We start from the raw sequence: 13,741 nt of genomic DNA on the forward strand, positions 1-13,741 counted from the left end.
GGCGGTGCGCGCCGCGACCCTGGAGGCATGGCAACCCTGACGCAGTCCTCCGCGCGCACCGGTCCCCGCATGTCCGCCCGCTCCCCCGAAGCGCCGCCGGCCCTGCGTCACCTCGGCCCCAACTGGTACGCCGCCGTCATGGGCACCGCCATCGTCGCCAACGCCGGAGCGGCCCTGCCGTCGCACTCCCCCGGCCTGCGCGGCGCGTACGTCGCGGTCTGGGCGCTGTCCGCAGCCCTGCTCCTGGCCCTGCTCGCCGCCCGTACCGGCCACTGGCTCCGCCATGCCGACCAGGCGCGGCGCCACCTGCTCGACCCGGCGATGGCGCCGTTCTACGGCTGTCTGGCGATGGCGCTGCTGGCGGTCGGCGGCGGGACGCTCGCCGTCGGCCCGGACGTGCTGGGTGAGCGCGCTGCCGTCGCCGTCGACGCGGTCCTGTGGTGCGCCGGTACGGCGACCGGGCTGGCGGCGGCCGCGGCGGTGCCGTACCTGATGGTGGCCCGGCACCGGGTCGAGGCCGGCAGCGCCTCCCCGGTGTGGATCCTGCCGCTGGTCGCCCCGATGGTCTCGGCCGCGCTCGGCCCGGGCCTGGTGCCGCACCTGCCCGCCGGGCAGTGGCAGGAGGCGATGCTGCTGGCCTGTTACGCGATGTTCGGAATGTCGCTGCTGGCCACGCTGCTGGTGCTGCCGCTGGTGCTGGCCCGGTTGATCCACCACGGCCCGCTGCCGCTCGCGCTGACCCCGACGCTGTTCCTCGTCCTCGGCCCGCTCGGCCAGTCCACGACCGCGGTCAACAACCTCGCCGACGCCGCGCCGGGCGCGGTCGGCGCCGGGTACGCACAGGCGATGAGCGGCTTCGCGCTGCTGTACGGCGTGCCGGTGACGGGTTTCGCGCTGCTGTGGCTGGCGCTGGCGACGGCGCTGGTCGTACGCGCCTTCCGGGCCGGGATGACGTTCTCGATGACCTGGTGGGCGTTCACCTTCCCGGTCGGTACGTGTGTGACGGGCGCGGCGGGCCTGGCGCGGCACTCGGGGCTGGCGGCCTTCACCTGGCTCGCGGTGGGGCTGTTCGCCGTCCTGGTGGCGGCCTGGCTGGTGGCCGGGGTCCGTACCGCGCTGGGGCTGGCGCGCGGGCAGCTCCTCGCGCCGCCGCCGGAAAAGCCGCTGCCGACGGCGGCGCCGGCACCGCTCAGTGAGCCGCTTCCAGCGCGGCCCTGAGCACCGCGGGCGCCTCGGCCAACGACGGGCCGTACCAGGTCAGATGACGCCCGCTGACCAGCGCGGACGGCAGCCCCGGGAACGCCTCGGGGCCGTCGTCCGCCGTGAAGCGGTACGGCTCGTCCGGGAGCACCACCAGGTCGGCGCCACGCGCGTTCAGCTCCTCGACCGGGATGCGCGGGTACCGGTCGGTGTGGTCCGCGTACAGGTTGGTGACGCCCAGCCGGGCGAGCAGATCGCCCGCGAAGGTGTCCCGGCCCAGCACCATCCAGGGCCGCCGCCAGATCGGCACGATCGCGCCGCGCGCGTCCGCCGCCCCGGCCCGCAGGTCCCGCCAGGCGTCCGCCGCGTCGTCCAGCCAGCCGGGCCTGGGCAGCCGGCAGCCGCGTACCAGCACCCGTTCCAGTTCGCGCAGCGCCTGGTCCAGGTCCCGGATCTCGGTGACCAGGACGTCCAGCCCGGCGGCCCGCAGCGCCCCGAGGTCCGGCGCGCGGTTCTCCTCCTCGTTGGCCAGCACGAGGTCGGGCGCGAGGGCGGCGATCCGGGCGGTGTCCGGGTTCTTGGTGCCGCCGACGCGCGGCACGTCCAGTCCGGCGGGGTGGCTGCACCAGTCGGTGGCGCCGACGAGCAGGTCGGGCGCGGTGGCGGCCACGGCCTCGGTGAGCGAGGGCACGAGGGAGACCACGCGCGGGGCGCGGCGCTGCTGACCGGTCGTCATCGCCCCACCGTACGCGGCACGGCGGACGGGCGGGCCGGACAGCCGAAAGCCCCGCCCCCGGCGCACGGCCGGGGGCGGGGCCCGTGTGGTGCGGTCAGCGCCTCACTTCACCGGCGCCATCTTGTCGACGATGCCCGGGTGGGCGTCGATCCACTTCTCGACACCGTCGTTCTCGTGGCCCTTGCCGGCGTCCTGGATGGCCTGCTCCAGGCTGCCCAGCTCGTCGGGCGACATCTTCCAGTTCTTCAGCCAGCCGTTGAACTCCGGGAACTTCTCCGGGAAGCTCTTGTGGCCCAGCGACTTGATCTGGTTGTTGTCGCCCCAGGTGTGCTTGGGGTCCGCCAGCTTGGTCAGGTCGTACTTGCTGTACGCCCAGTGCGGCGACCAGAGCACGACCGCGATCGGCTCCTTCTCGGCGTAGGCGCGGTCCAGTTCGGCCAGCATGGAGCTGGTGCCGGCCTCGGTGACCTGGAAGTCCCCCAGGCCGTACGCGGGCGCGACGGTGTCCTTCAGGCGCTTCATCTCACCGGTGCCCGGCTCGATGCCGATGATCTTGCCCTTGAACTCGTCCTGGTGCTCGCGCAGGTCGTCCAGCGTCTTGACGCCCTTGACGTAGGACGGCACCGCGATCTCCAGGGACGTCTTGTCGTACCACGCGCCGATATCGACGAGATCGTTCTTGTACTGGTCCCAGTACTGCTTCTGCGCGACCGGCAGCCAGCCGTCGAACTCGACGTCGATCTGCCCGCTGGACAGGCCGGTCCACATCGGGCCCACGTCCAGGTTGCGGATGTTGGGCTTGTAGCCGCGCTTCTCCAGGACGTTCTTCCACAGGTACGTGGTGGCGATGCCCTCGTCCCACGCCGGGTAGCCGATGTTCGGCGCGGCACCGGCGTCCTTGCCCTTGGCGTAGGTGACGTTCGCCGACGGGGCGAACTTGTCCACCAGGCCCGGGTTCTTCTTCAGCCAGCTGCGCACGCCGTCCTGCTCGTGGCCCTCGCCGGCGCCCTTGACCTCGTTCTCCAGGCTGGTGAGCTGCTTCTCGTCCAGGTGGAAGTTCTTCATCCACTTGGCGACCTCGGGCTCGTCCTTGGCGAAGCCCTTGCGGCCGAGCAGGTGCAGGCCGTCACCGGAGCCGAAGGAGCCCTTGGGGTCCTCCAGCTTGGTCAGGTCGTACTTGTCGTACGCCCAGTGCGGCGACCACAGCGTCACGGCGATCGGCTTCTTCGCCGCGTACGCGCGGTCCAGTTCGGTGAGCATGGACGCGGTGCTGGACTCGGCGACCTTGTACTCACCCTCCAGGCCGTAGTCCTTGAGGACCTTGTCCTTGAGGATCTTCATCTCGCCGGCGCCCGGCTCGATGCCGGTGATCCTGCCGCCGAACTCGCCCGCCTTGCCCTTGAGGTCGTCGAGGGTCTTGACGTCCTTCATGTACGACGGGACCGCGATCTCCAGCGAGGTTTTGTCGTACCAGGCGCCCAGATCCTCCAGCTTGTCCTTGTATTTCTTGTAGTACTCGGCGTGCGTGGTGGGCAGCCAGGCGTTGGTCTGCACGTCGATGTCGCCGCGAGCCTGCCCGGTGAACAGCGCGCCGGCCTCCAGGGCCTGCGCCTTCGGCTTGAAGCCGCGCTGTTCGAGGATTTCCTTCCACAGGTACGTGGTGGCCTTGCCCTCGTCCCAGTTGACGTACCCGAGGGTGATCGGACGGCCGCCGCCGTCGGACTTCGCGCCTTCCTTGCCGAAGACGTTCAGACCGCCCGCGACCAGCGCCAGGACGACCACACCGACCATCGCGACGGAAGTGGCGGGCTTCCAGTACAGGAACTTCGCGCCGCCCAGCGCGGCCTGCGCCTTGGCCAGCGCGCGGCGGCCCAGCGGCGAGACCCGCTCGTTGAGGGCGCCGGTCATCCGGTCCAGGTACATGGCGAGGATGACGACGGCGAGACCGGCCTCGAAGCCGAGGGCCACGTTCACGGAGCTGACCGCGTTGTAGACCGACGACCCCAGGCCCTCCGCGCCGACCATGCCGGCGATGACGACCATGGACAGCGCCAGCATGATGACCTGGTTGATACCGGCCATGATCGTGGGCAGCGCCAGCGGCAGCTGCACCCGGAAGAGGGTGCGGCGCGGGTGCGTACCGAACGCCTCGGCCGCCTCGACCAGTTCCCCGTCGACCTGGCGGATGCCCAGCTCGGTCATCCGGACGGCGGGCGGCATCGAGAAGATGATGGTCGCCACCATGCCGGGCATCACGCCGATGCCGAAGAAGAGGATGCCGGGGATCAGGTAGACCATCGCGGGCATCGTCTGCATCAGGTCCAGGACCGGGCGCAGCGCGCCGCCGACCACACGGTTGCGGGCCGCCCAGATGCCGAGCGGCACCGCCACGACGATGGTGATGATGCAGGCGACCAGCACCAGCGACAGGGACTGCATGGTGGCCTGCCACTGCTCGATCGAGTCGATCAGCGCGAAGCCGGCGAAGGTGAGCACCGCGGCGGGCAGGCCGCGCAGCCACCAGGCGAGCACCGCGAAGATGCCCATCAGCAGGAACGGCTGCGGGGCGGTCAGGACCGCCTCGATGCCGTTGTACATGTCCGTCAGGACGTGCGAGACGAAGTCGAAGAGCCACGTGAGGTGGTGGCGCAGCCATTCGACACAGGTGTTGGCCCAGGAGCCGACGTCGATCCTAGGCACCGGCGGTCACCTTGCCCTCGGACGCCCGGCCCTTGCCCGAGGCCTGAGCGGCCCCCGCCTTGCCGGCCTTCTCGGCCTCGTCGGCCGTGTCAGCCTTCTGAGCCGTCCCGGCGTTCGTGTCCTGCTGCCCGCCCTCGCCGAGCACGGACAGCAGCCGCCGCACCGGCACCGCGCCGACCAGCTCGCCGTTCTCGCCGACGACGGCGACCGGCACGGTCCCGGCCGAGCAGGGGCCGAACAGCTCGGCGACCGGCGTGTCCCGGTGCACCTTGGCGGGCGTGGCGGCCAGGAGGTCCTCGGCCGTACGCAGCTCCGCGCCGCCTTCCGCCGTACCGCCCAGCACCTCGCCGGGCTCGACCATGATGGCTCCGGCGGTGAGCACCCGGGAGCGGTCCACGTCCTGGATGAAGGACGCGACGTAGTCGTTGGCGGGGGTGAGGAGGATGTCCTCGGCGCTGCCGGTCTGCACGATGCGGCCGTCGCGCATGACGGCGATCCGGTCGCCGAGGCGCATGGCCTCGTTCAGGTCGTGGGTGATGAAGACGATGGTCTTCTTCAGCGTCTTCTGGAGCTCCAGGAGCTGGTCCTGCATATCGCGGCGGATCAGCGGGTCCAGCGCGCTGAAGGACTCGTCCATCAGCAGGAGGTCGGCGTCGGTGGCCAGCGCGCGGGCCAGCCCGACGCGCTGCTGCATACCGCCGGACAGTTCGTCGGGCCAGGACTTCTCCCAGCCCTTGAGGCCCGCGAGGTGCAGTGCCTCGGTGGCGCGCTTCTCGCGCTCCGCACGCGGTACGCCCTGGACCTCCAGCCCGTACGCGGCGTTCTCCAGAACGCTGCGGTGCGGGAAGAGCGCGAAGTGCTGGAAAACCATGGAGATCTTCTCGGAGCGGACCTTGCGCAGCTCCTTGTCGCTGAGCGAGGTCAGGTCCTGACCGTCGAACCGGACGCTTCCGGAGGTCGGCTCCAGCAGCCCGTTGAGGGTCCGCAGCAGCGTGGACTTACCGGATCCGGACAGACCCATGACGACGAATATCTGGCCCTCGTCCACGGAGAACGACGCGTCGATCACCGCGGCGGTCGTACCGTCGGCCCGTAGCTCTTCGCGGCTTGCACCGTCTTCGAGCCGTCGTACCGCGTCCTCGGGTCGTCTCCCGAACACTTTGTACACGTGCTCGGCTTGCAGCCTGGCCACATACACCTCTCGATTTGACTGTGTACGACCCGCCTCCCCCGTCGGCAGGTCGTGGCGCGGTACGGGTCGGGCCCGCCGTTAACCCGTGGAAATGTTGAATATCCACCGGCTCCGCTCCGGCCGCGCGCCTGCCCCCTTTCAAAAATGACAAACACAAAAGTGACCCGGTTCACACCACCCACCCGGCTCGCCGCCGCGCACCCTCCGCGCCTGTCACAGGGGTGCGGCATCATCGGGGTGTGACTCGACGCCTGATGCTCCTCGACACCGCCTCCCTCTACTTCCGGGCCTATTTCGGCGTGCCGGAGTCGGTCCGGGCACCGGACGGCACCCCGGTCAACGCGGTGCGCGGGCTGCTGGACTTCATCGCCCGGCTCGTCCAGGACCACCAGCCCGACGACCTGGTGGCCTGCATGGACTTCGACTGGCGTCCCCAATGGCGGGTCGACCTGATCCCCTCGTACAAAGCGCACCGCGTCGCCGAGGAGGCGCCGGCCGGCTCCCCCGAACCGGACGCCGAGGAGATCCCGGACACCCTCTCGCCGCAGGTCCCGGTGATCGAGGAGGTGCTCGACGCGCTCGGCATCGCCCGGGTGGGCGCCGCGGGTTACGAGGCGGACGACGTCATCGGCACCCTGACCGCCCGCGCCGCCGGGCCGGTCGACATCGTCACCGGCGACCGCGACCTGTTCCAGCTGGCCGACGACGCACGCGGCATCCGCATCCTGTATCCGATCAAGGGCGTCGGCACCCTCCAGATGACCGACGAGGCCCTGCTGCGCGAGAAGTACGGCGTGGACGGCCCGGGGTACGCCGATCTGGCGCTGCTGCGCGGCGACCCCAGCGACGGCCTGCCGGGCGTGCCGGGCATCGGCGAGAAGACCGCCGCCAAACTGCTGGCCCAGTACGGGGACCTGGCGGGAATCATGGCCGCGGCCGACGACCCGGCGTCCAGGCTCACCCCCTCGCAGCGCAAGCGGCTGTCCGCGGCGCGCCCGTACGTCGAGGTGGCGCCGAAGGTCGTACGGGTGGCCGCCGACGTGCCGGTGCCGGATTTCGATGCCGCGCTGCCCGGTGAGCCGGCCGATCCGGAACGGCTGGAATCGCTCGCCGAGCAGTGGGGACTGGGCGGCTCTCTGCAGAGGCTCCTCGCGACGCTCCACCCCTGAACTGTTAGGTTAGGTAAACCTAACAAGACCGTGGCAGGGGAGATCGTCGTGGCAGCAGAGCGTCCGGCCCGCAAGAAGCCCAAGCTCATTCACGCCCAGGTGCTGCGCACCGAACAGCTCACGCCGCACATGGTGCGCGTGGTGCTGGGCGGTGACGGCCTGGCGGAATTTTCGGCGGGCGAGTACACCGACCATTACGTCAAGCTGGTCTTCCCGGTCCCCGGCGTGGACTACCCGCAGCCGCTGGACATCGCGGAGATCCGCGCCGCCTTCCCGCGCCACCAGTGGCCCAAGACCCGTACGTACACCGTGCGCACCTGGGACCCGGACACCCGGGAGCTGGCCGTCGACTTCGTGGTGCACGGCGACTCGGGCCTCGCGGGTCCGTGGGCCGCGCACGCCCGTCCGGGTGACGAGGCGCTGCTCCTCGGCCCCGGCGGCGCCTACGCCCCCGACGCGGACGCCGACTGGCACCTGCTCGCCGGTGACGAGAGCGCCCTGCCGGCCATCGCCGCCTCGCTGGCCCGGGCGCCGGAGGAGGTGCCCGTACACGCCTTCATCGAGGTCGCGGGACCGGAGGAGGAGCAGAAGCTGGAAGCTCCGGCCGGCGCCGCGATCACCTGGCTGCACCGCGGCAACACGCCGGTCGGCGAGCGGCTGGTCGAGGCCGTCCGCGCGCTGGACTTCCCCGCGGGCCGGGTGCACGCCTTCGTGCACGGCGAGGCCGGCTTCGTGAAGGAGTTGCGCAAGTTGCTGCGCGTCGAACGGAACGTGCCGCGCGAGGACCTGTCGATCTCCGGCTACTGGCGCAACGGGCACGACGAGGACGGCTGGCAGGCGTCCAAGCAGCTGTGGAACCAGCAGGTCGAGGCAGAGCAGGAGAAGACCGCTCCCGCTGCTTCCTGAGGCGCCACCGCCTTCCGAGTGGCCACCGCCTTCCGAAGCGTGCGCCACGCCGCCCGCCGCCTGTACCACCGTCACCGCGCGTGCCACTGCCGGGGGTTCGGTGACCGGGTGTCGCGGGTAGGCAAACTGCGGGCGCCCCGGCCGGGAGATCGCTGCGCGGACCGCGCTGAACGGCCCATGCTGAGCGGTCGGTTCCGCCGGTCGTGGCCGGGACCGTACGGGTGATGGCGAGGCGGCGTGTCACCTTCCGGAACGTTGCCCTCCGGCCCGTACCGCCTGGTATTCCAAGAGCAGTACGGGATTACGGTCCGGGTGCCTGCCTGCCGGGCGGCCGCGGACCCGGCGGCTCTTCGCCGCGTCGTCGCTGCGGAATCGGAGAAACGTACGGCGTGTCGGACGGGCGTACGCGCCGCGCGCGACACGCCGTGCGAGTGCGGCGCACCGGTCACGAACGGGCACGCACCACCCGGAACGTACGCGGCGGAGCCACCCCCTGCGCCCGGAAAGCACGCGGCGGGCCGACCCGCCCACCCCGACCGTACGGCGGCGCCGCGCTCACCCCAGCGCGCTTCCGATGACCGCCAATCCCTCCGCGATCTCGGTCGCCGTGCTCGCGGCGTAGCCCAGCACCAGCCCCGGCCGCCCGGGGCCCTGCCGGTGCCAGGACAGTGGCTGCGCCTTGACGCCCCGGGCGAGCGCGGCCGCTGCCAGGTCCGTGTCGGCGAAGTCCGCGTCGAAGGTGATCGTCAGGTGCAGGCCCGCCGCCGCGCCCTGCACGGCCGCTCCCGGCAGATGGGTGCCGATCGCCCGGATCATCGCGTCGCGACGCGCCCGGTGCCGCTTGCGCAGCTGCCGCAGCCGGCGTTCCAACTCGCCGGTCTCCATCAGGTCGGCCAGCACCAGCTGCGGCAGCGCGGCATTGCCGAGATCGGTGAACCGCTTGGCGTCCACCAGCGCACCGTGCAGCTCCGGCGGGGCGACGGCCCAGCCGGTCCGCAGCGCCGGCGCCAGCAGCTTCGAGATGCTTCCGGCGTAGCAGACGTGCTCGGGCAGCATCGCGCGCAGGGCGGGCACCGGCGGCCGGTCGTAGCGGTGCTCGGCGTCGTAATCGTCCTCGATGATCAGGCCGCCGCCGTCGGCCGCCCAGCGCATCAGCTCACGGCGCCGGGCGCCGCCGAGCACCACCCCGGTCGGGAACTGGTGTGCCGGTGTCACCAAAACGGCGGGTGCGCCGGAGGCCCGCAGCTCCCGGACGCGGATGCCGTCCGCGTCGACCGGTACCGGTGGCGTGCGCATCCCCCAGTGCCGGAGATGCTGGCGGGCCCCGAGCGACCCGGGGTCCTCCACCGCCAGCTCGCGGACGCCCCGGCCGCGCAGCACCTGGGCCAGGAGGCCGAGCGTCTGCGCGGTGCCGGAGACGATCAGCACCTCGTCCGGGGCGACCGAGAGGCCACGGTTGCGGGCCAGCCACTTCGCGACGGCGTGCCGCAACTCCGGCGCGCCGCGCGGGTCCCCGTAACCGAAACCGGGGGCGGCGAGCGTGCCGAGCACCCGGCGTTCCGCGCGCAGCCAGGCGGCGCGCGGGAAGGAGGCCAGGTCGGGCGTGCCGGGGCTGAGGTCGATACGGGCCGGGGCCGCCCGTACCGCGTCGAAGACGTCCGCGCCGGGCTCGGCGGTGAACACCGCGCCCGGCGGCGGCCCTTCGGCCGGGCGCGCGGGCACCGGTACCGCCGCGGTGACGGGAGCGGCGACCACGACCGTACCGCCCCGTCCGCGGCCGGCCGCGTGCCCGTCCTCGATCAGCCGCTGGTACGCCTCGGTGACCACGCCCCGGGAGACCCGCAGTTCCCCGGCGAGCGTACGGGTGGCGGGCAGCCGGTCGCCCACCGCGAGACGGCCCTCCGAGACGGCGAGCCGGAGCCGCTGCGCCAGCCAGTCGGACAGGCCGCCCGCGGGCGCGTCGGCGGCGTTGAGCTGGAGGAAGTCGGACCCGGTTATGGACCGGTCAGGTGGTGCGTCTTTGGACCTGGGCACCGGACCATTGTCGGCCCAGAGTGGCGGCATGAGAACGGCAGCAACAGCGAAGACGCCCGGCGGCACGCGCGAGGACCGCCGCGCGCACCCAGCCCCCGCACCCGGCGAACCGGCTTACGTACACGGATATTCGGACCATGAGGCCCGGCGGCTGACCGGCCAGGCGGACACCCTGGCAGCGCTCCTGCACGCGGGCACGGCGTACGAGGCGGGCAGCCGCGTCCTGGAGGCCGGCTGCGGGGTCGGCGCCCAGACCGTCCACCTGGCGGCGTCCAGCCCGGGGGCGCAGATCACCTCGGTCGACATCTCCGCGGACTCGCTCGACCAGGCCCGCGCCCGCCTCGCCGGCCGGCCGCACGCGGCGACGGTGTGCTGGCAGCAGGCCGACCTGACCGACCTGCCGTACGCCGACGCCTCCTTCGACCACCTCTTCGTCTGCTTCGTCCTGGAGCATCTGCGCGACCCCGCGCAGGCGCTGGCGGATCTGCGGCGGGTGCTGCGGCCGGGCGGCAGCATCACCGTCATCGAGGGGGACCACGGGTCGGCGTTCTTCCACCCGGACAGTGCCCACGCCCACGCCGTCATCGGCCACCAGGTCCGGCTGCAGGCCGCAGCCGGCGGCAACGCGCTCCTCGGACGGCAGGTGCAGCCCTTGCTGGCCGCCGCCGGGTACGAGCAGGTCGTGGTCCGGCCGCGCACGGTTTACGCCGACGCGACCCGGCCCGGCCTGGTCGACAGCTTCACCCGCGGCACGTTCATCGCGATGATCGCCGCCGTACGGGACGACGCGCTGGCCGCCGGGCTGACCACCGGGGGCGGCTGGGAGCGCGGCATCCGCGATCTGCGCCGGACGGCGGAGGACGGCGGAACGTTTCACTACACGTTCTTCAAGGCCACCGCCGTCAACCCGGGCGGGTGAGACGGAGCCCCGAAGGCCGGGGGCGGGCCGGGAACAGCCCCGGCCCGGTCCCCCTCACCCCACGGAGGAGTACGCCACCACGCCCCGGAGCACCGCGTCCACGGCCTTGCGCGCGTTGCGTCCCACCTCCGGCGGAGCGGCCGCCGCGATCTGGCCGAGGATGTCGATCAGCTGCTTGCACCAGCGCACGAAGTCACCGGCCGGCATCTCCGCCTCGCGCAGCACCTCGTCCAGGCCGAACCCGGAGGCCCAGCGGTACGCGGCCCAGGCGAAGCCGAGGTCCGGCTCGCGCTGGCCGACGCCCTCCGCCTGGTTGATCTTGTGGTCCTCCTCCAGGGCGTCCAGCCGGCCCCAGATCCGCACCATCTCGGCGAGTGCGTCCCGTGCCTTGCCCGACGGCAGCTTCGGTGCCACCGCGTCGTCCGCCTGCCGGGACTCGTAGACCAGCGCCGAGGCGCAGGCGGCCAGTTCGGCGGGGCCCAGCCCGTTCCAGACGCCCGCGCGCAGGGACTCACTCGCGAGAAGGTCCAGCTCGCCGTACAGCCGCGCCAGCCGCCGGCCCTCGTCCGTGACCGTGTCACCTTCCAGGTAGTCAAGTTCGGTCAGCAGAGCGCAGATCCGGTCGAAGGTGCGCGCGATCGTATTCGTACGGCCCTCGATACGGCGCTCCAACTGCCGGGTGTCCCGCAGCAGCCGGTGATACCGCTCGGCCCACCGGGCATGATCCTCACGCTCGTCACAGCCGTGGCAGGGGTGCGCCCGCAGCTCCGTACGCAGCCGTGCGATCTCCCGGTCGTCGGCCGCCTCCGACCGCTGCTTGCGGTGCCGCTCCGGCGCGATGTGACCGGCCTTCGTGCGCAGCGCGGACGCCAGGTCGCGGCGCGACTGCGGGCTGCGCGCATTGAAGGACTTCGGGATGCGCATCCGGTCCAGCGGCGCCACCGGCACCGGGAAGTCCATCGACGCCAGCCGCTTGACCTGCCGCTCGGCGGTCAGCACCAGGGGCCGGGGCCCGTCGTGCGCGTCGTAGCCGCGGTGGCCGTTGGTCCGCCCCGACGGCATGCCCGGGTCCAGCACCAGCGCCAGCCCCGCGTACTTGCCCGTCGGTACGTGGATGACGTCGCCCGGCTTGAGCTTCTCCAGCGCCGCGGCGGCCGCGACCCTGCGCTGCGTCGCCCCCTGCTTGGCCAGCTCCGTCTCCCGGTCCTTGAGCTGCCTGCGCAGCCGGGAGTACTCCTCGAAGTCGCCGAGGTGGCAGGTCATGGACTCCTTGTAGCCGTCCAGGCCCTCCTCGTTCTTCTGCACCTGCCGCGAAATGCCGACGACCGACTTGTCCGCCTGGAACTGCGCGAACGACATCTCCAGCAGCTCGCGCGAACGGTGCCGCCCGAACTGCGAGACCAGGTTGACCGCCATGTTGTACGACGGCTTGAAGGACGAGCGCAGCGGATACGTACGCGTACCGGCCAGGCCCGCGAGCGCGCCCGGGTCCATGCCGCGCTGCCACAGCACCACCGCATGGCCCTCGACGTCGATACCGCGCCGCCCGGCACGGCCGGTGAGCTGGGTGTACTCGCCGGGGGTGATGTCGGCGTGCTGCTCACCGTTCCACTTGACCAGCTTCTCCAGCACCACGGAACGGGCGGGCATGTTGATGCCCAGCGCCAGCGTCTCCGTCGCGAAGACCGCCTTGACCAGCCCCTTCAGGAACAGCTCCTCCACGACCTCCTTGAAGGTCGGCAGCATGCCGGCGTGGTGCGCGGCGATACCCCGCTCCAGCCCCTCCAGCCACTCGTAGTAACCCAGCACATGGAGGTCCTCGTCCGGGATGCCGGCCGTACGCTCCTCCACGATGGCGCGGACCTTCGCCCGCCCCTCCTGGTCGTTGAGCCGCAGCCCCGAATACAGGCACTGCTGGACGGCGGACTCGCACCCGGCCCGGCTGAAGATGAACGTGATCGCCGGCAGCAGGCCCTCGTTGTCCAGCCGGTCGATCACCTCGGCACGGCCCGGGGTCCAGATACGGCTGCGCTGACGCCGCTCGCGCTCGCGGTCCGCCTCCCGCAGGTTGCGGCCGCGGCGCTTGTCCCGGCCGAACGTCGGGCGGCTGTTCTCCATCCGCGCCAGCCGCTCCAGGTCCGGGTTGACCTCCCGGCGCCCGGCACCGGAACGACCCTCGCGCTCCTCGAAGAGGTCGTACATCCGGCGCCCGGCGAGCACGTGCTGCCACAGCGGCACCGGACGGTGCTCGGAGACGATCACTTCCGTGTCGCCGCGCACGGTGTCCAGCCAGGCACCGAACTCCTCAGCGTTCGACACCGTCGCGGACAGCGACACCAGCGTCACGGACTCGGGGAGGTGAATGATCACCTCTTCCCAGACGGCGCCGCGGAAGCGGTCGGAGAGGTAGTGCACCTCGTCCATCACCACATAGCCGAGGCCGGACAGTGACTGCGAGCCCGCGTACAGCATGTTCCGCAGCACCTCGGTGGTCATGACGACCACCGGCGCCTCGGAGTTGACGCTGTTGTCACCGGTCAGCAGGCCGACCTTGTCGGCGCCGTAACGCCGCACCAGGTCCTGGTACTTCTGGTTCGACAGTGCCTTGATCGGCGTGGTGTAGAAGCATTTACGGCCCTGCTCCAGGGCCAGGTGGACGGCGAACTCGCCCACGATCGTCTTGCCGGATCCGGTCGGGGCCGCGACCAGCACGCCCTTCCCGGCCTCCAGGGCCTGGCACGCCTCGATCTGGAACGGGTCCAGCGCGAAGTCGTACATCTCACGGAAAGGGGCGAGTGCGGTGGCCTGCTCCGCCGCCCGCAACTTGGCGGCGGCGTAGCGCTCAGCAGGGGACATGTCCTCGGTCATCGTGCTTACGAGCCTAC

At 71.8% G+C, this 13,741-nt stretch carries 9 protein-coding genes; 4 read left to right on the forward strand and 5 right to left on the reverse strand.

Features of this window, described 5'->3' with window-relative positions; all coding sequences use genetic code 11:
* Positions 1–27: 27 nt before the first annotated feature.
* Entirely contained in the window at positions 28–1,218 is a 1,191-nt protein-coding gene (locus tag ACZ53K_RS14145) for a TDT family transporter (protein ID WP_468835394.1), read from the forward strand.
* On the opposite strand, the gene ACZ53K_RS14150 is transcribed toward ACZ53K_RS14145, so the two are convergent.
* The 3 genes from ACZ53K_RS14150 to ACZ53K_RS14160 all read right to left on the reverse strand — a co-directional run bounded on the left by ACZ53K_RS14150 (position 1,190) and on the right by ACZ53K_RS14160 (position 5,828).
* The gene (locus tag ACZ53K_RS14150; RefSeq protein WP_468835397.1) at positions 1,190–1,936 is read right to left on the reverse strand and encodes a helical backbone metal receptor; all 747 of its coding nucleotides are present in this window, start codon (positions 1,934–1,936) and stop codon (positions 1,190–1,192) included. The genes ACZ53K_RS14145 and ACZ53K_RS14150 overlap by 29 nt on opposite strands.
* 102 nt (positions 1,937–2,038) lie before the next feature.
* Positions 2,039–4,636 carry an ABC transporter permease/substrate binding protein gene (locus ACZ53K_RS14155; protein ID WP_468835400.1) on the reverse strand — a complete coding sequence of 866 codons (2,598 nt, stop codon included), beginning with the start codon at positions 4,634–4,636 and terminating at the stop codon, positions 2,039–2,041.
* Entirely contained in the window at positions 4,629–5,828 is a 1,200-nt protein-coding gene (locus ACZ53K_RS14160) for a quaternary amine ABC transporter ATP-binding protein (RefSeq protein ID WP_468835403.1), read from the reverse strand. Before ACZ53K_RS14160 ends, ACZ53K_RS14155 begins: the two co-directional genes overlap by 8 nt.
* 254 nt (positions 5,829–6,082) lie before the next feature.
* On the opposite strand from ACZ53K_RS14160, the gene ACZ53K_RS14165 reads away from it, so the two are divergent.
* Together ACZ53K_RS14165 and ACZ53K_RS14170 are read left to right on the forward strand one after the other, a co-directional pair.
* The gene (locus tag ACZ53K_RS14165) at positions 6,083–6,997 is read left to right on the forward strand and encodes a 5'-3' exonuclease (protein ID WP_468835913.1); all 915 of its coding nucleotides are present in this window, start codon (positions 6,083–6,085) and stop codon (positions 6,995–6,997) included.
* A 48-nt stretch (positions 6,998–7,045) separates the two neighbouring features.
* Entirely contained in the window at positions 7,046–7,903 is an 858-nt protein-coding gene (locus ACZ53K_RS14170; protein WP_468835406.1) for a siderophore-interacting protein, read from the forward strand.
* A gap of 555 nt (positions 7,904–8,458) precedes the next feature.
* Here the strand turns inward: ACZ53K_RS14170 and pdxR are convergent.
* Positions 8,459–9,967, reverse strand: a complete 1,509-nt coding sequence (gene pdxR / locus ACZ53K_RS14175; RefSeq protein WP_468835410.1) for a MocR-like pyridoxine biosynthesis transcription factor PdxR — start codon at positions 9,965–9,967, stop codon at positions 8,459–8,461.
* On the opposite strand from pdxR, the gene ACZ53K_RS14180 reads away from it, so the two are divergent.
* Positions 9,966–10,856: a methyltransferase domain-containing protein gene (locus ACZ53K_RS14180; RefSeq protein ID WP_468835413.1), complete on the forward strand. Its 891-nt coding sequence runs from the start codon at positions 9,966–9,968 to the stop codon at positions 10,854–10,856. The genes pdxR and ACZ53K_RS14180 overlap by 2 nt on opposite strands.
* A gap of 54 nt (positions 10,857–10,910) precedes the next feature.
* Here the strand turns inward: ACZ53K_RS14180 and ACZ53K_RS14185 are convergent, their stop codons facing one another.
* On the reverse strand, positions 10,911–13,724 hold the full coding sequence (locus ACZ53K_RS14185) for a DEAD/DEAH box helicase (protein WP_468835416.1): 2,814 nt from the start codon (positions 13,722–13,724) through the stop codon (positions 10,911–10,913).
* Positions 13,725–13,741 lie beyond the last annotated feature (17 nt).

It is taken from the genome of Streptomyces sp. NPDC033221 (assembly GCF_055577005.1).